This window comes from Streptococcus parasanguinis (assembly GCF_000963275.1).
Taxonomy (GTDB): domain Bacteria; phylum Bacillota; class Bacilli; order Lactobacillales; family Streptococcaceae; genus Streptococcus; species Streptococcus parasanguinis_B.
Genome location: NZ_JYOW01000001.1, coordinates 862,945 through 887,781, shown reverse-complemented (window position 1 = coordinate 887,781; position 24,837 = coordinate 862,945). Strand labels below are relative to the sequence as shown.

At 42.3% G+C, this 24,837-nt stretch carries 24 protein-coding genes; 18 read left to right on the top strand and 6 right to left on the bottom strand.

Annotated features, from left to right (window positions below; all coding sequences use genetic code 11):
• Positions 1–13 precede the first annotated feature (13 nt).
• From TZ97_RS04420 to TZ97_RS04410, 3 genes are all read right to left on the bottom strand, one after another.
• Complete coding sequence (locus TZ97_RS04420; RefSeq protein ID WP_045759530.1) at positions 14–1,318, bottom strand: aminotransferase-like domain-containing protein; 1,305 nt, start codon at positions 1,316–1,318, stop codon at positions 14–16.
• Between the two features lie 63 nt (positions 1,319–1,381).
• Positions 1,382–2,029 (bottom strand): PAQR family membrane homeostasis protein TrhA, encoded by a 648-nt coding sequence (gene trhA, locus TZ97_RS04415; protein ID WP_003011253.1) that lies wholly within the window; start codon positions 2,027–2,029, stop codon positions 1,382–1,384.
• Entirely contained in the window at positions 2,004–2,504 is a 501-nt protein-coding gene (locus TZ97_RS04410) for a DUF1836 domain-containing protein (protein ID WP_045759529.1), read from the bottom strand. Before TZ97_RS04410 ends, trhA begins: the two co-directional genes overlap by 26 nt.
• 66 nt (positions 2,505–2,570) lie before the next feature.
• Here TZ97_RS04410 and yaaA point away from each other — a divergent pair, with 66 nt between their 5' ends.
• Positions 2,571–3,296, top strand: a complete 726-nt coding sequence (gene yaaA / locus TZ97_RS04405) for a peroxide stress protein YaaA (protein WP_045759528.1) — start codon at positions 2,571–2,573, stop codon at positions 3,294–3,296.
• 118 nt (positions 3,297–3,414) lie between these two features.
• On the opposite strand, the gene TZ97_RS04400 is transcribed toward yaaA, so the two are convergent.
• Positions 3,415–3,861 carry a MarR family winged helix-turn-helix transcriptional regulator gene (locus TZ97_RS04400; protein ID WP_003001765.1) on the bottom strand — a complete coding sequence of 149 codons (447 nt, stop codon included), beginning with the start codon at positions 3,859–3,861 and terminating at the stop codon, positions 3,415–3,417.
• Positions 3,862–4,152: 291 nt separating this feature from the next.
• Here TZ97_RS04400 and TZ97_RS04395 point away from each other — a divergent pair, with 291 nt between their 5' ends.
• From TZ97_RS04395 to TZ97_RS04365, 7 genes are all read left to right on the top strand, one after another.
• Positions 4,153–4,566 carry a cell wall elongation regulator TseB-like domain-containing protein gene (locus tag TZ97_RS04395; protein ID WP_045759527.1) on the top strand — a complete coding sequence of 138 codons (414 nt, stop codon included), beginning with the start codon at positions 4,153–4,155 and terminating at the stop codon, positions 4,564–4,566.
• Positions 4,567–4,582: 16 nt separating this feature from the next.
• Positions 4,583–5,761 (top strand): pyridoxal phosphate-dependent aminotransferase, encoded by a 1,179-nt coding sequence (locus TZ97_RS04390; RefSeq protein WP_045759526.1) that lies wholly within the window; start codon positions 4,583–4,585, stop codon positions 5,759–5,761.
• Between the two features lie 148 nt (positions 5,762–5,909).
• Positions 5,910–7,256: an asparagine--tRNA ligase gene (gene asnS, locus TZ97_RS04385; RefSeq protein WP_045759525.1), complete on the top strand. Its 1,347-nt coding sequence runs from the start codon at positions 5,910–5,912 to the stop codon at positions 7,254–7,256.
• A gap of 68 nt (positions 7,257–7,324) precedes the next feature.
• On the top strand, positions 7,325–8,062 hold the full coding sequence (locus TZ97_RS04380) for a DUF1003 domain-containing protein (RefSeq protein ID WP_045759524.1): 738 nt from the start codon (positions 7,325–7,327) through the stop codon (positions 8,060–8,062).
• A gap of 58 nt (positions 8,063–8,120) precedes the next feature.
• On the top strand, positions 8,121–9,320 hold the full coding sequence (locus TZ97_RS04375) for an MFS transporter (protein WP_045759523.1): 1,200 nt from the start codon (positions 8,121–8,123) through the stop codon (positions 9,318–9,320).
• Positions 9,321–9,436: 116 nt separating this feature from the next.
• A complete protein-coding gene (locus TZ97_RS04370; RefSeq protein ID WP_045759522.1) occupies positions 9,437–11,164 on the top strand; it encodes an ABC transporter ATP-binding protein in 1,728 nt (575 codons plus the stop codon).
• The gene (locus tag TZ97_RS04365; RefSeq protein ID WP_045759521.1) at positions 11,161–12,903 is read left to right on the top strand and encodes an ABC transporter ATP-binding protein; all 1,743 of its coding nucleotides are present in this window, start codon (positions 11,161–11,163) and stop codon (positions 12,901–12,903) included. Before TZ97_RS04370 ends, TZ97_RS04365 begins: the two co-directional genes overlap by 4 nt.
• 338 nt (positions 12,904–13,241) lie before the next feature.
• Here the strand turns inward: TZ97_RS04365 and TZ97_RS04360 are convergent, their stop codons facing one another.
• Complete coding sequence (locus TZ97_RS04360) at positions 13,242–13,982, bottom strand: amino acid ABC transporter ATP-binding protein (protein WP_045759520.1); 741 nt, start codon at positions 13,980–13,982, stop codon at positions 13,242–13,244.
• Positions 13,982–16,165, bottom strand: coding sequence for an amino acid ABC transporter substrate-binding protein/permease (locus TZ97_RS04355; RefSeq protein WP_045759519.1), 2,184 nt, complete (start codon positions 16,163–16,165; stop codon positions 13,982–13,984). Before TZ97_RS04355 ends, TZ97_RS04360 begins: the two co-directional genes overlap by 1 nt.
• Before the next feature lie 260 nt (positions 16,166–16,425).
• On the opposite strand from TZ97_RS04355, the gene TZ97_RS04350 reads away from it, so the two are divergent.
• The 10 genes from TZ97_RS04350 (at position 16,426) to TZ97_RS04305 (ending at position 24,636) form a co-directional block, all read left to right on the top strand.
• Complete coding sequence (locus TZ97_RS04350) at positions 16,426–17,373, top strand: CPBP family intramembrane glutamic endopeptidase (protein ID WP_045759518.1); 948 nt, start codon at positions 16,426–16,428, stop codon at positions 17,371–17,373.
• Positions 17,374–17,669: 296 nt separating this feature from the next.
• Positions 17,670–19,658: an excinuclease ABC subunit UvrB gene (gene uvrB / locus TZ97_RS04345; RefSeq protein ID WP_045759517.1), complete on the top strand. Its 1,989-nt coding sequence runs from the start codon at positions 17,670–17,672 to the stop codon at positions 19,656–19,658.
• Between the two features lie 15 nt (positions 19,659–19,673).
• Positions 19,674–20,171 (top strand): GNAT family N-acetyltransferase, encoded by a 498-nt coding sequence (locus TZ97_RS04340; protein ID WP_045759516.1) that lies wholly within the window; start codon positions 19,674–19,676, stop codon positions 20,169–20,171.
• A 93-nt stretch (positions 20,172–20,264) separates the two neighbouring features.
• Positions 20,265–20,888: an NAD(P)H-dependent oxidoreductase gene (locus TZ97_RS04335; protein WP_045759515.1), complete on the top strand. Its 624-nt coding sequence runs from the start codon at positions 20,265–20,267 to the stop codon at positions 20,886–20,888.
• 30 nt (positions 20,889–20,918) lie between these two features.
• A complete protein-coding gene (locus TZ97_RS10815; protein WP_045759514.1) occupies positions 20,919–21,473 on the top strand; it encodes a hypothetical protein in 555 nt (184 codons plus the stop codon).
• A gap of 297 nt (positions 21,474–21,770) precedes the next feature.
• Positions 21,771–22,238 carry an 8-oxo-dGTP diphosphatase gene (locus TZ97_RS04325; protein WP_045759513.1) on the top strand — a complete coding sequence of 156 codons (468 nt, stop codon included), beginning with the start codon at positions 21,771–21,773 and terminating at the stop codon, positions 22,236–22,238.
• A 122-nt stretch (positions 22,239–22,360) separates the two neighbouring features.
• A complete protein-coding gene (locus TZ97_RS04320) occupies positions 22,361–22,765 on the top strand; it encodes a PaaI family thioesterase (RefSeq protein ID WP_003016342.1) in 405 nt (134 codons plus the stop codon).
• Entirely contained in the window at positions 22,740–23,492 is a 753-nt protein-coding gene (locus TZ97_RS04315) for an HAD family hydrolase (protein WP_045759512.1), read from the top strand. Before TZ97_RS04320 ends, TZ97_RS04315 begins: the two co-directional genes overlap by 26 nt.
• Before the next feature lie 128 nt (positions 23,493–23,620).
• Positions 23,621–23,956, top strand: coding sequence for a zinc ribbon domain-containing protein YjdM (locus TZ97_RS04310; protein ID WP_003016288.1), 336 nt, complete (start codon positions 23,621–23,623; stop codon positions 23,954–23,956).
• A gap of 44 nt (positions 23,957–24,000) precedes the next feature.
• Positions 24,001–24,636: a Pr6Pr family membrane protein gene (locus TZ97_RS04305; protein ID WP_045759511.1), complete on the top strand. Its 636-nt coding sequence runs from the start codon at positions 24,001–24,003 to the stop codon at positions 24,634–24,636.
• Positions 24,637–24,837: the final 201 nt, after the last annotated feature.

Below are 24,837 nucleotides of genomic sequence, written 5' to 3'. Positions count from 1 at the left end.
ACCCTCGTATAGTCTATACGAGGGTTTCTCTTTCAAAAAAAGGCGTCAGCTTTGGTAAAACGTTGGCAACATCTGCTGATTGGATTTTTGCTAGTTGATAGGGACAAGGAGTGATGTAGGCTGCTTCAAAGAAATCAAGCGGGAGTCCACTGTGTTTTAAGGCAGCAAGAGATTTGACCTGATGAAGATCTAGTAGGATCCCATCGTGGGTCAGGGCCAGATGAGGGAGAAGAGAAGACTGATCCATCAAGGTCTTCAATCTTTCTTCTTCCTCTTTTTTTCTGGCTAGGAGTCGTTTTTTATTGGTCAAATACATACCATTATCAATGTAGAGACTTAAGGCCTTTTGCATGATGAGATTGCTATCATAGTCCAGAATCGTCTTATAGGTCAAGACCGGCTTTAAAAGGGCTTGGGGAAGGATCATGGAAGTGATGCGAAGAGCAGAAAAAAGATTGGTCGAAAAAGATTTGATATGGATGACTCGGTCCTTTTGATCCAAATAATGAAAAGATGGAGCATTGCTGCCATCAAGATCTCCCAAATAGTCGTCCTCAACAAGGTAAACATCATATTGGTCAGCTAGTTGCAAGATCGCTTCTTTCTGCTTGGTCGAATAGCTATGACCAAGCGGATAGTGAAAACGAGGGATCGTGTAGAAGAATTTGATATGGCCACTTTTAAAAATCTCTTCAAGCTCCTCAAGATCAATCCCCGTTAAATTACGTTGAATGGTACGGTAGGCAAGTTGCTGTGAATCTAAGAGTTGGTTCATCCGGTGATAAGTCGGTTGCTCGATCAAGATCTGCGATTTTTTATTGGGAAAGTCAATCTGGCTGAGGATATTAAGCGCCTGCTGGGTACCAGCAGTCAAAACAATCTGATCTGCAGTCGTATAAATACTTTCTTCCTTCAATAAGCCTTGAATCGATTGGCGTACTTCGAGTAAGCCTGCTTGGTCCGAAAAGTTATTAAAGAGATAATTCTCCCGTCCAATCAAGGTTTCATTAATACAAGTCCGGAAATCCTCGAAAGCCTGGTTGCGGTCTTTCTCTAATTTTAGCGGAAGATCCTCATGTCGATTAGGTTCTTGCTCCAAAACATAGTAGCCACTTTGAGGCTTAGCATAGAGGAAGTGCTGGTAAGTCAAGTCCAGCAGGGCTCGTTGCACTGTGTCCTTATTACAAGAAAATTGACTAGCTAACTGGCGAACGGAGGGAATTTTCTCTCCAGTTTCCAGTTCTCCATCTTGAATGGCTTTTTTTAGTACATGAATAATTTGTTGGTATTTGCTCGTCTTCATCCTGACTGTCCCCATACAGTTTTTTTCTATTGTACAGAAAAAATCACAAAAAAACCACTCCGAAGAGTGGTGAGCGTATTACATAAAGTAAACGATGGCTAAATACTGAAGAGCAGAAGCTGCCAGGATGAAGAGGTGCCAAATCATGTGGAAGTATGGTTTTTTCTTAGCATAAAAGCCAGCTCCAACCGTGTAGCACAGACCGCCCATGAGCATGAGACCCCAGAAGATCGGATTGGTTTGGCTAACGATTTGGGGAATAATAAAGATGACCAACCAGCCCATGATCAAGTAAAGAGCGAGACTGAACTTTTCATTGACTTTTTTAGCAAAGATTTTGTAGAGAATACCAAAGATGGTGGTGCCCCATTGGATCAAGATAATGCTGTAACCCATCCAGTTGTTCATCAAGGTAAGGACTACTGGTGTGTAACTACCTGCGATCGCAATGTAGATCATGGAATGGTCGATAATGCGAAGTACATACTTTTGAGGTGAATCGTAAGACATGGCATGGTAGACGGTCGAAGACAGAAACATCAAAAAGAGACTGATCACAAAGATAGAAGTCCCAAAAGCACTAAGCAGACCGTGTTGCTCAAAGCTATAGACTGCTGAGATCGGAAGCAAGATCAACATGAGGAGGGCCCCAACAGCGTGGGTTACGCTATTTGCGATCTCTTCTCCAAAGGATAATTTTTTACTTAGTTTCATGGTGTAATTCATCAGTTTCTTCCTCCGTTTTTACTGGTTGAATATAAGATAGGGTTTCAAGATAAAGTTGAACTGTCTGACAGGCAGAGCGAATGATAGGAGCGATCGGCTCTTTTTGCTCATTGAGATAAGCGACAAAGCTATTATAGAGAAGATCTGAGCTTGCCTGGTCCTGCAAGAAATTTAAGGTAGAAGCGATCTCCTGAATAGAAAAGACCGTTTTTAAGGTTGTAATAGCAATCAAGCGAGCTACCTGTCTACGCTGGTATTTCTTCTTATCTGGTTTTTCGACATAGCCATGTTTTACGTAATTGTTGATCATGGCAGCCGTCAAGCCCTTGTCTGAAGAAGAGTGAACAGGTGCACAGGTTTTATTGACATAAAGTAGGACCTGATCAAGATAGAGGTCTAGCTCAGGTAGTTGCTCCCACGTTGGATAGGAAAAAGTGGACACTAAATCTTCACCTTTCTTTAATCTAGTTTTCATAACTAGATAATAACATTTATAAAAACTCCTGTCAAGAAAATTTGAAAAATATGGTACAATAGACCTATGAAACTATTAATTCCATCCGCCAAAGAACTGAACGAACAGGCTCGTATCGTCGAGCCCCAACCCTTGTCAGAGAACACAAAAACCATCCTCCAAGCTTTGAAGGCATTCTCGCTAGAAGAATTAGCGACCTTTTACGGGATCTCAGAGGAAAGAGCCCTAGTAGAAAAGGAAAGAATTGAAGCTTTGTTAGCTGGGAGTGCTAAAACCTATCCTGCTTTGGAACTGTTTGATGGCCTTATGTATCGTAGTATCGAGCGTCAAGACTTATCCGAAAAAGAGCAGGCTTATCTGCAGGAGCATTTGTTAATCACGACCGCTTTATATGGTGTACTACCTGCCTATGAAGGGATTGCTCCCCATCGCTTGGATTTTATGATGAAGCTAAAACCAGCTGGAAAATCTCTAAAGGCATTCTGGAAAGAGGACTATGATCAGGCAGTAGAAGGTGAGGAGCAGATCTTATCCCTTTTGTCCTCTGAGTTTGAACAGGTCTTTTCAAAAGCCATTCGTGAGCGAATGATTCGGATCAAATTCATGGAGAATCGTGGTGGGACACTGAAGATTCACTCGACGATTTCAAAAAAAGCACGTGGGGCTATGGTGACAGCCATGATGAAGGAAGAAATCACCCATCTAGAAGATCTGAAATCACTAGAAGTAGCAGGTTTCTCTTATCGTGAGGATTTATCGCAAGAGAAGGAATGGATCTTTGTGAAAGAATAAATAAAAATATTCCTGAGAAGCGTCAGGAATATTTTTTTGATCTGTTAGATAAAGAGAATGCACGATGAAAACTCCAAAATGGAGGATTTTGGAGTCAGAATCGTCTTGAGCAGTAGGCTTAGGCGATATGTTTGAATTTCTTCAAGAGTTCTGTCAACTCAGCTTGCTCGCCACTATTAAAGACTTGCATCAAGCGTTGAATATTCTTGATATGATCTGGAAGAGCTTCTTCGATCTTTTTACGACCGGCATCTGTAATAGATACAAGATAAGCACGGCGGTCTTCTGGATCGGTTTCGCGTGTAATCCAACCATCTCGGACCATATTGCGAATAACCACAGTCATATTTCCAGAGGTCGCAAGAATGCTGTCAATCAGATCTTGAATGCGGAGATCGCCTTTACTGTACAAGGTTTCAAGTACAGAGAATTGAGTTGGTGTCAACTGGTGCTTTTTAAAGATATGAGCCTCAGACGCACGGATCAATCGTTCTGCCTTGTGGAAGACGATCATGGTTTTTAAATCTACGTTTGCTTCTTTGAATAATCTCTTTAAATTTTCCATATCTATATTTTATCAATAAATAGTATTTCTGTCGTTTAATTTTATTTTCAAATTAGTTACAAAATTGTGACAAATGTATTAAACTATGAACAAATGATAGCATAGATGTTAATTTTACTTTGTTTATCAAACAATTTTATACTAAAACATTGTAACAGGTATGAAATATTAGTAACAATTCTTTCTTGAAAATCTATAGAATTCTAGGTGGCTTTGGTGTATAATGAGGGAGTGAAACAGAAAAATTATCTTTTTATAATATGGCAACATATAATAGGAATCTGTATCTTAGTGTTGACGATCCTTTTTTCTTGGCTATTTCTTGCTGAAAAAACTTCTGATCGCTTGCAGGATCAAATGGCGCAAGCAAGAAAAATAGCTCTGTCTCACTCTTCTATTGCTACTATTGAGTCGGAGAGTTTCTATCATGGCAAAGAAGCCTATCTTTCCTTTATTGGCAAGGACCAAGAGGGGCAAGATCTAGCGGTTTTGGTGGGGCAGGCAGATGATGCAGTCTATACCTACCCTTTGAAAGAAGGAGTTAGTTCCAAAGAGGCAGCTTCCGTCGTCAAAGAGAAGAGTCAGGACGCGATTGATCGGGTAACGTTTGGACGCTTTAAAGGAAAACCGATCTGGGAAGTCAAGGCCGGGAGTTCCTATTATGTGGTGGATTTCAAGACTGGGAAAGTCACCGGTGTTTTTTAAGATTTGAGGAGGAAATATGAAATTATCAAATCGTGTATTGGAAATGGAAGAAAGTGTGACCTTGGCTGCAAATGCGCGTGCCAAAGCTTTGGCAGCAGAAGGTCGTGATATCTTAAGTTTGACCCTGGGTCAACCTGACTTTGCGACTCCCAAAAATATTCAAGAAGCAGCAGTCGCATCCATTGAGGATGGTCGTGCCAGCTTTTATACGGTCGCATCTGGACTTCCAGAATTGAAGGATGCCATTAGCGACTATATGAAAGAGTTTTATGGCTATGCAGTGAACCGAAATGAGGTTGTGGTCGGTACTGGTGCCAAGTTTATCCTCTATGCCTTCTTTACTTCTGTCATTAATCCAGGTGATGAAGTCATCATTCCAACCCCTTGCTGGGTTTCTTATGTAGACCAGGTTAAGATGGTAGAAGGCACACCTGTTACTTTCCAAACAACAGAAGAAAATCACTTCAAGGCAACGGTAGAGCAACTGGAAGCAGCACGGACAGACAAGACCAAGGTTGTCTTGCTGAATTCGCCATCCAATCCAACAGGAATGATCTACAGTAAAGAAGAACTCGAGGCAATCGGAAATTGGGCTGTTGAACATGACATCTTGATTTTGGCAGACGATATCTATGGTCGATTGGTTTATAATGGCAATACCTTTACGCCCATTTCTAGCTTATCAGAAGCGATTCGCAAGCAAACTATCGTGATTAACGGAGTTTCCAAAACTTACGCTATGACCGGTTGGCGGGTTGGCTTTGCAGTGGGTGATCCAGAGATTATTGGAGCCATGGCCAAGGTGATCAGCCAAACAACTTCCAACTTAACAACCGTTTCCCAATATGCCGCAATCGAAGCCCTCACAGGAGATCAATCTTCTATTGAGATCATGCGTCAGGCTTTTGAAGAGCGTTTGAATACTATTTATCCTTTGTTGAATGAAGTGCCTGGTTTTGAAGCCATCAAACCTCAAGGAGCCTTCTATCTCTTCCCAAATGTCAAGAAGGCCATGGAGATGAAGGGCTATACGGATGTGACGGAATTTACCACTGCAATTTTAGAAGAAGCAGAGGTTGCTTTAGTAACGGGAGCTGGCTTTGGTGCCCCTGAAAATATTCGCTTGTCTTATGCGACAGATTTGGACACCCTGAAAGAAGCTGTTCGCCGACTCAAGGCCTTTATGGAAAAATAAAATCGCAAGATCCTTAGTAATGAGCTGAGGATCTTTTTCTTTAAAAAAAATCTGGTTTTCACAGGTAGAGCCTAGCACTGAAAGCCTTTTTATGATACAATTAAGAAGATAATGTCTTCGGACAAGTTTAACGAGAAAAGGAAGATGAATGATGACAAAACGTATTACTATCATCGAAGTAAAAGACTATGTTGGTCAAGAAGTGACCATCGGTGCTTGGGTGGCCAACAAATCAGGTAAAGGAAAAATTGCTTTCTTGCAATTGCGTGACGGGACTGCCTTTTTCCAAGGTGTGGCTTTTAAACCAAACTTTATCGAAAAATTCGGCGAAGAAGTGGGGCTTGAAAAATTTGATACCATCAAACGCTTGAGCCAAGAAACATCAGTGTTTGTGACTGGTATTGTCAAAGAAGACGAGCGTTCTAAATTTGGTTACGAATTGGATATTACAGACATCGAAGTGATCGGTGAATCTCAAGATTACCCAATCACTCCTAAAGAACACGGGACAGACTTCTTGATGGACAACCGCCACTTGTGGTTGCGTTCACGCAAGCAAGTTGCTGTGATGCAAATCCGTAATGCCATTATCTATGCAACTTATGAGTTCTTTGATAAGAATGGCTTCATGAAGTTTGATAGCCCAATTCTTTCAGGAAATGCTGCAGAAGATTCTACAGAACTTTTCGAAACAGACTACTTTGGAACACCAGCCTATTTGAGTCAATCAGGTCAGCTTTATCTGGAAGCAGGTGCTATGGCACTTGGTCGCGTCTTTGACTTTGGTCCAGTATTCCGTGCTGAAAAATCAAAAACTCGTCGTCACTTGACTGAGTTCTGGATGATGGATGCTGAGTACTCATACTTGACACACGATGAGTCACTTGACTTGCAAGAAGCTTATGTGAAAGCTCTTCTACAAGGTGTTTTGGACCGTGCACCTCAAGCCTTGGAAACCTTGGAACGTGATACGGAGCTCTTGAAACGCTATATTGCAGAGCCATTCAAACGCATTACTTACGATGAAGCCATTGATCTCTTGCAAGAGCATGAAAACGATGAAGATGCGGACTATGAGCACCTTGAGCATGGAGATGACTTTGGTTCACCACATGAAACTTGGATTTCAAACCACTTTGGTGTGCCAACCTTCGTGATCAACTATCCAGCTGACATCAAGGCCTTCTATATGAAACCAGTTCCTGGTAACCCAGACCGCGTGCTTTGTGCAGACTTACTCGCACCAGAAGGTTACGGAGAAATCATCGGTGGTTCAATGCGTGAGGAAGACTACGATGCCCTTGTTGCTAAAATGGATGAACTTGGCATGGATCGTACAGAGTATGAATTCTACCTTGACCTTCGTAAATACGGTACAGTTCCACACGGTGGATTTGGTATTGGGATTGAACGGATGGTAACCTTCGCAGCTGGTACAAAACATATCCGTGAAGCCATTCCATTCCCACGTATGTTGCATCGTATCAAACCTTAATAGACGTAAAAACGCCATTTGGCGTTTTTCACTTTTATCTGCTTCAAAAAACTATGAAAGGAATTTCAATGCTGAAAATAGACATCATCGATGGGAAAGAATACGAGGATGGTCAGGGGTCTTTGATCGCAGATCTAGACCATAGCATTCAACAGATGCTCAAGACCTCCTACCCGGAAAGTCAAATGGATGATTTTATCACGTATAAAAATTTGAGCCAATATTGTATGGATTATCTAGGTCAGATTATTGAGCGTGCCAATGATAAAAATGATGCGATTAAACAGCAGGTAACAGCTGTCATGCCCGAAAGCGAGCGTCCCTTTAACGTTGAAGACCGCTTGACAGCCAGCTATACCTTCGGTCAGCGTGTGGCGGATTCGGTTGCGCGCTTCGGTGGTTCTTGGACCTTTATTATTAGCTTCATCCTGATGATGGCTATCTGGATGTTGATTAATGTCTTGCATCCCTTTGGCTGGAATTTTGACCCTTATCCTTTCATCTTGCTGAATCTAGCACTTTCTACGATTGCGGCGATTCAAGCTCCTTTGATCATGATGAGCCAAAACAGGGCAGCAGATTATGATCGCCTGCAAGCGCGAAATGACTTTAACGTCAATATGGAGTCTGAACGGGAAATTCGTTTGTTGCATACGAAAATTGACCATATGGTGCAGCAAGACCAGACGGATTTGCTGGAAATTCAAAAGTTGCAAACCGAATTGTTGGTATCCTTGTCTAATCAAGTGAGCCAATTGCGTCAAGAACTGAATCAAGAAAGAATGAAAGAGGTGGAGAAAATGTAGGCAACTCTAAGTAAGTCTTTTAGAAACACTCAAATAATCTATTGAAAGAGGAAAAACAATGTTTAAAAGAACTTACAAACGCAATATTTCACTCCTAGCAGGACTGGAATTTACATCTTATTTTGGAATCACCAGTTTTTGGATTTTATTTTTTATTCAGAATGGTCTTTCTTTACTTCAAATCGGTCTATTAGAGAGTATCTTTCATGGGACGAGCCTTTTATGCGAGATCCCATCTGGTATGTTGGCCGATCGCTTTAGCTACAAGACCAATCTTTATTTGGCTCGCTTGTCCAGTATTGGATCCTCGATCTTGATTTTATTTGGTCAGGGGAATTTTTGGATCTATGCCATTGCTATGATGGTCAATGCTTGGTCTTATAATTTTGACTCGGGGACCAGTACAGCTTTCTTATTTGATTCAGCAGTGGAAGCGGGTCAAAAGGACCGTTATCTTCAGATATCCAGCTTTTTGTCTGGTGTGGCCGAAGTCACCCGAACGTTAGGTACAGTTGTGGCAGGCTTCTTTATTCACGGAGCATTGGCTTGGACCTATTATATTGCTATTGGTCTTTCCTTGCTTTCCATTCTTTTGATCTTTCTAATGAAAGAGCCAGAGAGCAAGAGTGATGAAAGAAATCATTTGACCTTAAAGCGGATATTGGAGGTAGTGAAACAAGAATGGCAGGACAAACCAGTCTTGTTTTACTGGATGCTCACCTATCAGTTGGTAGGGACCATCATGTGTATGTTTTATTTTTACTACCAACAGAAAATTAGTGACTTAGCCAGTTGGCAAGTTTCGCTCATCATGTTAATTGGTAGTGGATTCAATCTCCTGGCGGTTTATTTGGCCAGTCAAATCGGGAAAAAATGGAATAGTAATCAAGTCTTTCCGATTCTAGTTGCACTGACAGGGTTGGCCTTGTTTTTGGTAGGTGTAAAGACTCCATTCGCTTATCTGTGTGTCTATCTCTTGACCAATGCTCTTTATGCCGTTTATCAACCCATCTACTACAATGATTTACAAGCCTATCTACCTTCCAGTGTACGAGCAACCATGCTGAGTATCAATTCCATGATGTTTAGTCTATCTATGATTGTCATTTTCCCACTGACTGGTTGGTTCATTGATAGCTGTGGCTTTGTAGCAGTCTTTCTTGTATTAGGCCTTATAACACTATTTTCTTTCCCACTACTAATGATTGGATTGGGGAAAATGGGTAAGACCTTAAGCAAGGTAACAAAGAAGGAATAAGATTTCTGACCTTCATCTGGTCAGTATTCAACTCTCTCTGCTCTGTAGGGGGAGTTTTTTCATCTTAAGAATTTGTGGTAAAATAGGTATATCCTATTTAAAAAGAATCGAGTTGTATGAAATCATTATTGAAGTATTTTAAGGGCTATCTATGGGAAACTTTTCTAGGGCCCGCGTTTAAACTTTTAGAAGCTATTTTTGAATTGTGTGTCCCCTTAATCATCGCCCACTTAGTCGATCAGGTCATTCCGAAAAAGGAAACGAGCGCAGTGGTGATGACGGTCGGTGTTTTGTTTTTATTTGCGAGCTTTGGGGTCGTCGTAGCCATTACGGCCCAGTATTTTTCTTCTAAAGCAGCTGTCGGCTTTACCCGCGAGATGACCAAAGATTTGTATGAGAAGATCTTATCGCTTCCAAAGGACAAGCGCGATAGGATCGGTACTTCTAGTTTGGTAACCCGTCTTACTTCTGATACCTATCAAATCCAGGTTGGGATCAACCAATTCTTGCGCCTCTTTTTGAGAGCACCGATTATTGTCTTTGGTTCTATCATCATGGCCTTCACCATCAGTCCTAAACTCACTCTTTGGTTCTTGGGGATGGTGGCGATTTTAACCCTGATTATTGTCATCATGTCTCGGATTGTCAATCCTCTTTTTGCCAAGATTCGTAAAATTACAGACCGAATGGTCACGGTGACGCGTCAGCAATTTCAAGGGATACGGGTGATTCGGGCCTTTGGACAAGATGCTAGTGAATTAGAAGATTTTAGAGAGGTCAATCAGGACTACAAGATCTGGCAAATTCGCGCTGGTATCTGGTCTAGTTTGGTGAGTCCCTTGACATTCCTTGTGGTCAATACGACCTTGGTTTGTGTTATTTGGCAAGGACAATTGAATATCTCTGCTGGCCTTCTAACCCAAGGGATGTTGGTCGCTTTGGTCAATTATTTATTACAAATTTTAACAGAATTGATCAAACTGGCTATGCTGGTCACGTCTTTAAATGTCAGCTATATTTCAGCCAAGCGGGTACAAGAGATCTTTGATTTGAAAGAAGAAGACCTCCTAGAAGCTTTGACAGAGGAAACCGCAAGAGAACAAGAAGCGATCAGTGCAGAGGAAGTTTCTTTCACCTATCCAACGGCTTCAAGCCCAGCCCTAGAGGGAATTTCCTTTGATCTTGACCAAGGACAGATGCTGGGAATTATCGGTGGTACAGGATCTGGGAAGTCCACCCTTGTTCAGTTATTGAGTCATTTGTATGCTGTTAGTCAGGGGAAATTAGCCCTCTATCATCAAGGTAACTCTCCTAGAACTCTCAAGGAATGGCGGGAGTGGGTAGCTCTTGTCCCACAGAAGGCAGAGCTCTTTAGAGGGACTATCCGCTCGAATCTCTTACTAGGGATGGAAGAAAATCTATCGGATGATGATTTGTGGTGGGCCCTAGAAACAGCTCAGGCGGCTGATTTTGTCCGTGAAAAAGAAGGACAACTCGATGAGCCAGTGGAAGCCTTTGGTCGAAATTTCTCAGGTGGGCAACGTCAGCGTTTGACCATTGCGCGTGCCCTTTTGAAGAAGGCTCCTTTCTTGATTTTGGATGATTCAACTTCTGCCTTGGATTATTTGACGGAAGCACGTCTCTTAAAATCGATAAAAGAAGAATTGAGTGATACGAGTTTGATCCTAGTATCTCAACGAACCAATAGTCTCAAGTCTGCTGATCAGATTTTGGTCTTGAACAAGGGACATCAAGTAGGACTAGGAAATCATGATTTCCTTTTGTCTACCAATGAGATTTATCAAGAAATTCATTATTCACAACACGGGAGGGAGGAAGCATGAGTCAAAAACGTTCTAGTTATGTAAAACGTCTGTTTAGAGATTTTGCTCACCATCCCGGGCTCCTGATTCTAGCTAGTCTTGGAACCATCGCTCAAGTAGCCTTAACGGTCTGGTTACCGATCCTGATCGGACATGCAGTTGATTTAGTCATCAATCCTCAAGGGATGAAAGTCTTATGGCCTGTTTTGATCCAAATGGTTCTGGTCATTGTGGCTAATACCCTGATCCAATGGATCAATCCTCTTGTCTATAATCAATTGGTCTATCGGTTTAGCCAAAGCCTAAGAGCAGAAGTGATGGAAAAAGTACACCGATTGCCCTTGTCTTATCTAGATAAACAAGGGAGCGGGGACTTCGTCAGTCGCCTCACGACCGATGTAGAGCAACTTAATAGTGGTCTTCTGATGGTCTTTAACCAGTTTTTTGTTGGCCTCCTAACCATTCTTGTCACTATCGTGACCATGGCAGAATTGGATTTCTTTATGATGGTGGCTGTTCTGGTCTTAACTCCTTTATCCCTTGTGATTGCTCGTTTTATTGCCAAGCGTTCTTATACGCTTTTCCAAAAGCAGACCAAGGCGCGTGGTCTTCAAACCCAGTTGATCGAAGAGTCTTTGACCCAGGAAAGTTTAATCCAGTCCTTTAACGCTCAGGATCAATTTCGTACGGCTTTTAAAGGGACTAATGAAAGCTATGCCAATTATTCCCAATCCGCTGTCTTTTATTCCTCAACTGTCAACCCTGCCACTCGCTTTGTGAATGCCTTGATTTATGCGGTAGTGGCTGGATTTGGTGCTGTACGCATTATTTCGGGATCTCACTTTACTGTTGGTCAATTGGTGACCTTCCTCAATTATGTCAACCAATACACCAAGCCCTTTAATGACATCTCCTCCGTCTTGTCAGAACTCCAAAGTGCCCTTGCTTGCGCAGAGCGCTTGTATAGCGTCTTGGATCAAGCTGAGGTCGAAGAGACGGGGCAACGGGTCCTGGAAAGTCAGGATGTCAAAGGTGCGATTGGTTTTGAACACGTCACATTTGGCTATGATTTGGGGCGGACTTTGATCAAAGATTTAACCATTCAGGTTCCAGCTGCCAGTAAAGTGGCCATTGTAGGGCCTACAGGAGCAGGAAAATCGACCTTGATTAATCTGCTTATGCGGTTCTACCCTGTTAATTCTGGAGAGATCACGATTGATGGGGTGCCAATTACGGACTACACCCGTGCTTCTTACCGCCAACAGTTTGGTATGGTCCTGCAAGAAACTTGGCTCAAGGTCGGGACCATTCATGAAAATATTGCCTTTTCTCGTCCCGATGCAACTAGAGAAGAAGTCATAGAAGCAGCCAAAGCAGCCAATGCAGATTTCTTTATCCGGCAGTTGCCACAAGGGTACGATACCTATCTTTCAGATGCTGGAGAGTCTTTGTCTCAAGGACAACGCCAACTCTTAACGATTGCGCGGGTTTTCCTTTCAGTTCCTAAGATTTTGATCTTGGATGAGGCGACATCCTCCATCGATACTCGGACTGAGGTCTTGATTCAAGATGCCTTTAATCAGCTCATGAAAGGACGGACCAGCTTCATCATTGCTCACCGCTTGTCGACCATTCAAAATGCCGATATGATCCTTGTCATGGTGGATGGCGATATTGTTGAGCATGGCACTCATGAAGAGCTCATGCAAGCGCAAGGTGTTTACTACAAGATGCAGACAGCTCAGCAACAGATTAGTTAGAACGTAAACAAACCATTTTTAATGTAAAATAAGTATAGTGATTCTGCAAAGAAATAAATATCTACCCAATTTGTATAACGAATTAAGAGAACATTAAAACTTTCCGCTGTGAGAAAAGTGCCTGAAACAATTTAGTTTCAGGCACTTGGAATTATTGAGACTTTAGGCTCAATAATTAGTTTTGGAACTTCGCAGAATTTCGCTGACGTCCGTACTCACTTTAGGAAAGTTTTTAATATGTCTATATCTTCAATCTAAGCATTTTCAGGTTTGAAAATGCTTTTTTTGTCTAAAAAACATCTAGCAAAATTGCTAGATGCTTCAAAAACCACTATTTTTTAAACGTTTAGAACCTTATCCAAGAATTCTTTCAAACGTGGGTGTTGTGGGTTGTCGAAGATTTGGTCTGGTTTGCCATCTTCGAGGAATTCACCGTCTGCGGTGAAGATGACGCGGTTGGCTACTTGGCGGGCAAATCCCATCTCGTGGGTAACGATGATCATGGTCATGCCTTGCTCTGCTAACTCTTTCATAACGTTCAATACATCTCCAACCATCTCAGGGTCAAGGGCAGAAGTCGGTTCGTCAAAGAGCATAATATCTGGATTCATGGCAAGTCCACGTGCGATAGCCACACGTTGTTTTTGACCACCGGAAAGGCTGTTTGGATTGGCATCGGCTTTATCTGCGAGTCCAACTTTTTCCAACAATTCCATACCGACTTTTTGAGCTTCTTCGCGAGTCATTAGTTTGTGCTCTACTGGTGCAAACATAATGTTTTCAAGAACGCTCATGTGAGGGAAGAGGTTGAAGTGTTGGAAGACCATCCCGACATTTTCACGGACCAAATCGACATTGGTTTTTGGATCGGTTAGATCATATCCATTAACTGTAATTTGACCTTTTGTCACTTCTTCGAGGAGATTGAGACTACGAAGGAAGGTCGATTTACCTGAACCCGATGGTCCGATAATGCAGACCACATCCCCTTCGTAGAATTTTGCTGAGATTCCTTTTAAGACCTCATTTTCACCGTAGTATTTATGGAGGTCATGGACATCAATTTTTAATTTAGCCATTAGTTAGCCCTCTTTTCTAATTTTTTTGCAAATCGTGTTAGCAAGGTGATAATCACGAGGTAGAAGACGGCAAGGATCGCATACATCTTGAAACTTTGGTAGTTTCGAGCGATGATGATCTTACCAGTTTGGAAGAGTTCTACCAATCCGATCGCAGATACGATAGTCGTATCTTTCAGGGCAATGACGAATTGGTTAACAAAGTTTGGAAGCATGAGTTTGGTTGCTTGTGGCAAGATGATCTTGCGCATGGTCTTACCATAAGAGATTCCAAGGCTTCGGCTGGCTTCCATCTGTCCAATCGGTACAGCTTGGATCCCCCCACGGACAATTTCTGCGATATAGGCAGCAGCATTGAGAGAGAGGGCAATAGTACCTGCGACAAAGTCGTTGATTGGGGATTGATGACCTGTGACCGATTCAATCAAGTTTGGAATTCCCCAGAAGATGAAGGCGGCGAGGATCATGAGTGGGATCCCACGAATAACATCGACAAAGATTTCAGCAGTCCAGCGGAGCCACTTATAAGGGCTAACACTAAACATCCCAAAGATAACACCGATCACCATAGCAATGGCGAAAGAGAGAAGGGCAAGGGCAAGAGTGACACCCAAACCACTTAACAATTGTTTGTAGTTGTTTTGGAGCAAGCCCCAGATCGTTGTTTCATCTGCTGTTGTACTTGAAGTACTTGATTTGCTATCTGCTTTAAGGTATTTATCGAGAATCTTTTGGTATTGACCGCTTTTCTTCAAGTTCGCAAGACCGTTATTGAACATTTCGATCAATTCAGGATTTTCACCCTTCTTAACGGCAAATGCTAGTTGACCACTTGGAGTCCCTTCGATAGGTGTTTTGAATTTACGTCCTTGTTTAATAGCGTATTTGATAACAGGTTCGTCATCCATGATCGCTGCAACAGAACCAGAATTCAAACTATCATACATAGAAGCTCCGTCAGAGAACGTTTTGATCTTGTAACCATATTTCTTTTGGTTTTCTTCAAGGAAGTTTTGTGAGGAAGTACCGTTTTTAACACCGACTGTCTTTCCTTTTAGGTCATCATATGAATCAATCTTGCTGCTTTCTTGAACGGCTAGAATAGAATTGGCCGTGTAGTATGGTTCAGAAAAATCAAATGTTTCTTTCCGAGCATCTGTTACGGTCATCCCTGCGATCATTCCTTGCGCATGGCCGGATTGGACATCACTTACCGCTGCGTCAAATCCAGGATTATTAATCTCGATGGTAAATCCTTGGTCTTTGGCAATAGCCTTGATCAAGTCCATATCGATCCCTGTGTATTTGTTTTTTCCATTTTGGAAGACAAATGGTGCAAAAGATGAGTCACTTGAAATTACATATTTTGATTTTTTAGGAGTTGCTTTTTGACCAGCAGGAGTAGTTGTTTCTGGAACGGCACTGTTACTTGATGATTGGCTTTCACCTGTCCATTTCTTGATGATCTCATCAAGTGTTCCATCAGCTTTCATTTGAGCGAGAGCCTTGTTAAATTCAGTGATCAACTTTTCATGATTTCCACCTTTTTTAACACCAAAGGCAAAGCCACCGACTGCTTCCCCGTTCATATTGATAGCTAGGTCCTGACCCTTTTGAATGGCATATTGAATGACGGGTTGATCATCCATGACTGCATCCACTGCACCAGCTGATAAACTGTTGTACATGAGATCGCCAGTATCAAAGGTCTTGATCTTGTAGCCGTACTTGTCCTTGTTTTTATCGAGGAAGCGTTGGGCTGCAGTTCCGTTTTTGACACCGACTGTCTTCCCTTTTAATTGGCTGTACTTCGTGATTTTGTCAGCTTTCGTAGTCGCAATGACAACTTTTGTATCATAGTAAGTATCAGACATGGTGAAGACTTTTTCACGCTCGGTTGTTTTGGTCATTCCGGCCATGATGGCATCTGCTTGACCAGCTTGAACTGCATTGACCGCTGCATCAAATCCCGGGAAGGATTTGTCCAAATCCCAGCCATTGATTTCAGCGACCTTGTCCAAGATCTCTACGTCAATTCCTTTATAGGTTTGATCTGAATCCTTAAATTCAAACGGTGCATACGCTGTGTCGAAAACGACCTTGATCGTTTCAGCATGAGCATGACCAGCGAATGCAACGAATGGAAATAAGAAAAGCAAACATGCTAGTAATTTTTTCTTCATTTCTGTCTCCTTTTAATTCTTTTCTCTTTGGGGTTTTGACCCATGAGCACATTGACCAAAGGATGGCCTTAAAAAAACAAATCATTCATACCAAAACGAGTATGAATGGTCTTATGTTTTTCTACAAAAGCTATTATATCAGAAAAGACGTTGCTTTGCAAGAAAAATCCAGTTTTCATGTTAGGTTATCTAACATGAGTTGATCTTGCAGCTCCAGATTTTCTTTGTTACAATGGACCTATTAGATAAAGGAGGTTACGATGAAGAAAGGGTTGATCATTCAAGAAATCAAAACGAAGACGTCTGTGCCAGTTTTCGTTTCTACACTATTTTATGTATTATTAGCATCTCTCTTTATAGAAGGAGGCCTTTGGATTGGTAGTGAACTTGTGGGGCCATTTTCCTTAGTGATCGGTTTTCTAGTGGAGTTCTTCTCACCAGGAAATGGGGTTGCAAGTATTCAAGAGTTTTTCTTCCATTATATTCTCTATTATGAGCTTTTCAGTTTTGTATTTATTCTCTTACTCTTTATTTTTTGGGTGAAAGTAATAGAGAAGAATTCCTTATCAAGCTTAGGTTTTGTAAAAAGAAATTGGCTCAAGTATCTAGGCTGGGGGATCTTGCTTTCCCTTCTTCAAATGGGAATGATTGCCCTTGTCTACCAAGTGGGTGGAATCGGGACTTTTGAGCTAAATGAATTAAGTTTAGAACCCATCCTCTTTATTCTAGGTTTATTCCCATTTTGGCTCCTTCAAGGAGGAACGGAAGAAGTAGCGACGCGGGGTTGGCTCCTGACTCGGATTGCTGCAAGAGCCAATCTACCCTTAGCGATCTTGATTTCTAGTAGTCTCTTTGGCATTCTGCATATGGGTAATGCAGGAGTGACCTTCTTATCCGTTCTGAATATCATCCTTGATGGGGTGCTAGCTGGTCTGCTTTTTATCTATACCGATAGTATCTGGCTAGTGGTCGCTCAGCACGGGACCTGGAACTATGTACAAGGAAATCTCCTTGGTTTTCAAGTCAGTGGGACGGGGGCAGATGCCTCTATCTTCAGCTTTACCATGGGATCAGGACCTGACTGGTTGACCGGAGGGGAATTTGGAGCGGAAGGTTCGATTATCACAACTCTGGTTCTTCTAATATCCGTAGTGATTGTCTACCGCTTAGGGGAAAGAAGAGAAAGAGTTGATAATGAACAAGTGTGAAATGGTTGATAGGAAATGATGATAAATACGAGAGAGTGGGACAGAAATCGGTCATTCGTTAGAATTCGATTTCGTCGTCCCACCTCCGCACAGTTGAGTAGGGCTGTAAAAGCTGATGAAATCAGCGTAGTAGAACCCACTCAACCACTGCGTCTTGCTCGACAATCCAAAAACAATTGAGAGGCTAGGACTTTTGTCCCAGCCTCTTTTCTGTAATAGGACTCTCTTCTTAAAAGTCAGAGAAATATCCTTTTTTATGGTAAAATAAAAAAATAGAATATGTATAAGAGGCTTTTATGATAAATCGAATAACTGACAACAAATTTAAACTGGTATCCAAATACCAACCATCTGGTGATCAACCGCAGGCCATTGAGCAGTTGGTGGATAATATCGAGGGAGGCGAGAAGGCCCAAATCCTGATGGGGGCGACTGGTACAGGGAAGACCTATACCATGAGTCAAGTGATTGCTCAAGTCAATAAACCAACCTTGGTTATCGCCCATAATAAAACGCTGGCGGGTCAGCTCTATGGGGAGTTCAAGGAATTTTTCCCTGAAAATGCGGTTGAGTATTTCGTTTCATATTACGATTACTACCAGCCGGAAGCCTATGTGCCATCGAGCGATACCTACATTGAGAAGGATAGTTCTGTCAATGATGAGATTGACAAGCTTCGTCACTCTGCAACATCAGCCCTCTTAGAACGAAATGACGTCATTGTGGTCGCGTCTGTTTCGTGTATCTATGGTTTGGGTTCGCCTAAGGAATATGCTGATAGCGTAGTGAGCTTGCGTCCAGGTCTCGAAATTTCTCGTGATAAACTGCTGAACGACTTGGTGGACATCCAGTTTGAGCGCAATGACATCGACTTTCAACGGGGGAAATTCCGTGTCCGTGGGGATGTGGTAGAGATTTTCCCAGCTTCTCGTGATGAGCATGCCTTTCGAGTAGAGTTTTTCGGAGACGAGATTGACCGTATCCGTGAAGTTGAAGCTCTGACTGGTCAAGTTCTCGGTGAAGTGGACCATTTGGCGATTTTCCCAGCCACTCACTTTGTGACCAATGATGACCATATGGAAGTTGCCATTGCCAAGATTCAGGCTGAACTGGAAGAGCAGTTAAAGATCTTTGAACAAGAAGGTAAGTTGCTAGAAGCCCAACGCCTGAAGCAACGGACCGAGTACGATATTGAAATGTTGCGGGAGATGGGCTACACCAATGGGGTGGAGAACTATTCCCGTCATATGGAAGGCCGGAGTGAAGGAGAGCCACCGTTTACTCTTTTTGACTTTTTCCCAGAAGATTTTCTCATCATGGTCGATGAAAGTCACATGACCATGGGCCAAATCAAGGGCATGTACAACGGAGACCGCTCGCGTAAGGAGATGTTGGTCAACTATGGCTTCCGTTTGCCGTCTGCTTTGGACAACCGGCCACTGCGTCGTGAAGAGTTTGAAAGTCACGTCCACCAGATTGTCTATGTGTCTGCGACACCGGGTGACTATGAGATGGAACAAACCGATACTGTCATCGAGCAGATCATTCGTCCGACAGGTCTACTCGATCCTGAGGTGGAAGTGCGTCCGACCATGGGACAAATGGACGATCTCTTGGGTGAAATCAATGCGCGTGTAGAACGTGGAGAGCGGACCTTTGTCACCACCTTGACCAAGAAGATGGCAGAAGACTTGACCGACTACTTCAAAGAAATGGGTGTTAAGGTCAAATACATGCACTCAGACATTAAGACTTTGGAGCGGACGGAGATTATCCGTGATTTGCGTTTGGGCGTTTTTGATGTCTTGGTCGGAATCAACCTTCTTCGGGAAGGGATTGACGTACCTGAAGTTAGTTTGGTTGCTATTCTCGATGCTGATAAGGAAGGCTTTCTTCGTAATGAGCGTGGATTGATTCAGACCATCGGTCGTGCTGCCCGTAATAGTGAAGGTCACGTGATCATGTATGCGGACACCATGACCCAGTCTATGCAAAAAGCCATCGATGAAACAGCCCGTCGTCGGAAAATCCAGATGGCTTATAATGAAGAGCACGGCATTGTGCCACAAACCATCAAGAAGGAAATCCGTGACCTCATTTCTGTTACCAAGGCTGTGGCCAAGGAAGAGGATAAGGAAGTGGATATCACCAGTCTCAACCGCCAAGAGCGCAAGGAACTGGTCAAGAAACTGCAAGGTCAAATGCAAGAAGCCGTCGAAGTGCTTGATTTTGAACTGGCAGCGCAAATCCGCGATATGATGTTGGAAGTCAAGGCTTTGGATTAAGATAGGATAAAGCGAATGAAGATTATTATTAAAACAATGGAAACTCCTGAAGAGATAGAAGGAAAATCTCTCGTTCATTGGCAAACGTGGAGAGAGGCTTATGACAATCTTTTACCCGCGGAATATCAGGAGACGATGACATTAGATAGATGTCGTTTCTTTAGTCAAAAGTATCCAGAAAATACCTTGATTGCGATGGATGGAAAAAAGGCCGTTGGATTTATCAGCTATGGAAATTTTCGTGATGAGGCCATTCAAGCTGGTGAAATCATCGCCTTATATGTTTTAAAAGATTACTATGGAAAAGGTGTGAGTAAACAGTTAATGCAAGCTGCATTTGCTGCTCTCGATCATTTCTCTGAGATTTATTTATGGGTGTTAAAAGATAATAAGCGAGCCATTGCTTTCTATCAAAAAATGGGTTTTACTTTTGATGGTCAAGAAAAAATACTTGAACTTGGAAAACCTGTTAAGGAATTGCGGATGATGTGTTCTTCAAATAAAAATTCCTAAAGGACCTATCTATCAATCTTTGAACCATTATCAATTAATCAAGTAAAAAAATAAAAGAGATAGAATGAACTAAAGAAATGAAGGAGAAGACGAATGAAAATTCTAGTCATCAATGGGCATCCAGATAAGGAAAGTTACTGTCAGGCTATTTTTCAAACCATTGTCGAAACTATTGACTCAAATCACCACGAGCTTAAAGTGATTAGTCTCAATGAAGAGGACTTTGATCCTGTTCTTCGCTATGGTTATCGAAAGCGGATGGAGGAAGATTCCTTTATCCTTCGTTCTCAGGAATGGATACAATGGGCGGATCACCTGATCTTTGTCTATCCCATTTGGTGGAGTAGTATGCCGAGCCTCATGAAGGGCTGGATCGATCGGGTCTTTACACCAGGTATCGCCTACTCGGCCAATGATCAGGGAAGCTTTATCTGGAATTACTTGAGAGGCAAGCAATTCAAGAAGCTGCTCAAAGGGAAAACAGCCAGTATTTATGCGACCTCCATGGCGCCTACTTGGTGGTACAAGATCTTTTCAGGCCCTCTCAACATTCCGGATAGTTATGGCATCTCTGTTTTGAAGAATGCCGTCTTGAACCATTGTGGGATTAAAACCAAGCGTGTTTGCATCTTGGGTGAAGTCGGCCGGGATGTGAACACCGCTAGCATGCGAGAGAAGCATCTTCAAAAGGTAGCGGCAGAAGTGAAGAAACTCTGAGTAAATCCTTAACGTTAGGAAATAAGGTTAATGAAGCAGAAGAAAAATACTGTAAAGAAGGTCAACCATCAAAATAAAATAAAGAGTAAAAGAAGCTGGTTAGATCGCTTAAACCTGTGGCTTGAAAAGCATTCAGGTATTGGTATGCTTTTGGATTTTATCATGTTTTTGGCAATGGGAGCGACCCTAGGTGTCTTTCTTTTTGACAATGATCTAATCCCAAGGACTTACCGTGATTTTAATTATCTATTTCCCTTATTTATGAATCTATATTTATTGCTGAATGGATTGTATTTTAATGTCTTTCGAGTGCAGAAAGAAGACCGAGCTTCCATTGAATTTTTCGCAACCGTCTTTTTGTACGTGAATGCAATTACGTCTGTTTTGCATATTGGATTTGGGATCGAAGGACGACGTATAGGAGATTATATTCCAGCCCTCTACACATTGAATCCAAAATACATTTGGTTTCCTATTCTAACCTATGCTATCTTCTTCATTTTAGCGGCCTTGATCTTGTTCATAATAAAATTGAGGAATAGGAAGAAAAATAAGAGAGTGGGACAGAAATCGGTAACTCGTTAGAATTCGATTTCGTCGTCCCACCTCCGCACAGTTGAGTAGGGCTGTAAAAGCTGATGAAATCAGCGTGGTAGAGCCCACTCAACCACTGCGTCTTGCTCGACAATCCAAAGACAATTGAGAGGCTAGGCCTTTTGTCCCAGCCTCCACAATAGACTTCCAAATGGTATCCAATCAGATTGTGATTGTCAGAGGCTCTTTGATCCATGGTTACCATGAGTATCATGAGCTAGTTATGAAAAAAGAAATTCATAAAAAGGTGTATATTGATTCATTGTCAACATATTAGAAAGGAAATTTATGTCACGCGAAACATCTACCATTCTAACAAATCTATGTCTGATCGAAGACTGTTCAACGAATAAAGTAGTCCTCCAATACCGCTCACCTGAAAAGACTCACTGGGCTGGCCATGCTTTTCCAGGTGGCCATATCGAAGAAGGAGAAAGCCTTGTAGAATCCGTCATTCGTGAAGTCTACGAAGAGACAGGACTGACAATTGCAGATCCAAAACTGGTCGCAGTCAAAGACTGGGAGCCAGATGAGGGAGGCCGCTATATTGTCTTTTGCTACAAAGCGACAGAATTTACAGGCCAGCTCAGATCATCTGAAGAAGGAGAAGTTTCTTGGGTTGAGAAGGACCAATTAGAAAAGTTGGACTTGTCCTACGACATGCTTCCTCTCCTAGAAGTGATGGAAGACCCAGATTTATCCGAGTACTATTATCGCAAACGGACAGACGATGATTGGGAAAAATTAAGATTTTAAACAAAGGGCTAGAGGTATCTAGTTCTTTTTAGCTCTAAGGAATTGCCCCTTTGCTTGTATCTGCTTCTTAATTGTAGTATGATAGAGGAGTTGAAAAGATGCTAGAAAAGGTGGCAAGTAATATGAAAGATTTTCACTTTGATGCAATTGCTGCATTTGAAAATTACGAAATCGAAAAGATGAGAGATGGCCATGTGGTGGTGACAACCAAGGTCGTGGAATCATCGCTCAATTATTATGGAAATGCGCATGGAGGCTATCTCTTTACCCTGTGTGACCAAGTCAGTGGTTTGGTCGTGGTTTCTCAAGGTGTCGATGGGGTGACCTTGCAATCCTCGATCAATTACTTGAAAGCAGGACGTCTGGGTGATGTCCTTACGATACATGGCGAATGTGTCCACAGTGGACGGACGACTCGAGTTGTGGATGTCGATATTACCAATCAAGACGGGGCCAATGTCTGCAAGGCAACCTTTACGATGTTTGTTACGGGAGTGAGAGATGAATCCGCACAAGTACGCATTTAAAAACTATATTTTTGATTTTTATGGAACCTTGGTCGACATCGAAACGGATGAGTCGAGCCCCATTTTATGGGATACCATGGCTCAGATCTACCAATCCTACGGGGCAAGCTACACAGGAGAAGGTCTGCGCCTGCGTTATAGAGAGTTGGTGCAACAAGCCGAAGAAGACTTGTCTAAGGAAAAACACGTTGCCTATCCAGAGATTGATCTGACGGTCATCTTTGTGCAATTGTATTTAGAAGGTCATCCAAGTGGGGATAGTGTTGCCCACCTCAAAGAGTGGGGACGTTTGATTGCGAGGACTTTCCGTGTCCTTTCTCGCAAGCGGTTGGAGCTCTATCCTCACACGAAAGAAGTGTTAGAGGATATGAAAGCTGCAGGTTGCCGAATCTTTCTTTTATCCAATGCCCAAGCAGATTTTACCAATCCGGAGATTGATTTGGTTGGTTTGAGAGAGCTTTTCCATGCCATTTACTTGTCGTCTGACGCAGGTATTCGCAAACCTCAGCCAGAGTTCCTCTTGGAAGTGATGAAAGAACACCAGTTGAACCCTGAGAAAACGGTCATGGTGGGGAATGACTTTACGACAGATGTCGCTGTTGCCCAAAGTATCGGGATGGAGAGCATCTTGATCAATACCTTCCCATACTCTGATGCTGAACTGCGCGAGAAGAATCAAGCAGGTGTGCGCGTGATTCGAGATATTCAAGAATTGCAGGAAGATTGAGAAATATGATCTATGTAGGGAGGCCAAGTCGCCTCCTTTTTTCTTGAAAATGCTACAGTCGAGCAGGATTTGTCAAATTTTCGCTTTCATGGTATACTATGAAAGTTAATTTGAATAAGGAGATAAAAATGAATAACTTACCAAACTGTCCAAAATGTAACTCTGAATACGTCTATGAAGATGGAGCGCTCTTGGTGTGCCCAGAGTGTGCGTATGAATGGAACCCAGCTGAGGTCGAAGAAGAAGAGGGTGTCGTAGCGATTGACGCCAACGGAAACAAATTGGCTGATGGCGATACAGTGACTTTGATCAAAGATTTGAAAGTTAAGGGTGCACCGAAAGATTTGAAACAAGGGACGCGCGTGAAAAACATCCGTATCGTTGAAGGAGACCACAACATCGATTGTAAGATTGATGGCTTTGGTGCAATGAAACTAAAATCAGAATTTGTGAAGAAAATCTAAAGAAAAGAAGGAGGGCCTTGCCTCTTTTCTTTCAGGAGAATACTATGAAATTCAAATTATTATTTAGCTATCGTTTTCTATTGTTTATCTTAAGTGTTATTGGCGTTTATCTGCAACTCACCAAGCATGGTGGCTTTGGCATGATGCTCTATTACACCATTTTATCCAACATGTTAGTCATGTTCTTTATGGGAGACATGGTTTGGCGCATGGTTCGAGGTCGTTCGACCCAGACTCAGGGTTACCTTCGTATGAAAGGCGCAGTTACCATGTCCATTATGATTACCTGTGTCATCTACCACTTTATGTTGGCGCCTCTTGCGACACCAGAGAAGTTTTATCGTTTGGAAAACTTCCTCTGTCATTACATCGTTCCTTTGATGTTCTTCTTTGATACCCTAGTGATTGATAAAGCCAAGCAATACCGTAAGCTCGATCCTTTCTTTTGGACCTTGATTCCACTGGCTTACATGCTCTTTGCTCTTCTCAATGGGTTGGTCTTGAAGTGGCCAATTCCAGGTGCAAAAGATAGTCCCTTTGCCTATTTCTTTATCAATGTGAATAAATACGGCTGGGCCTTTGTTGGAAAATGGGTGGTGATCATCTTTATCGCTTACCTCTTGGCTGGCTATGTGCTCTATGGGATTAAAAATATCAAGCGGAAATCGGCTGTTTCTTAGTAAAAACCGAACATTATTCGGATGAAAAGTCATGTTTTTAAATTTTTTTGAAAAATGTTGAGTTTTTTCTTGCATGTCGTTTGAAACTGTGATATAGTTATTTCAATTAAATAAATCCTTTAATCCTGTCCCGTGAGGCAGGCAAGGAGACTGTGAAAAACAATGGCTAGGACCATAGAGCGAGACTCTATCCTCTTAGAC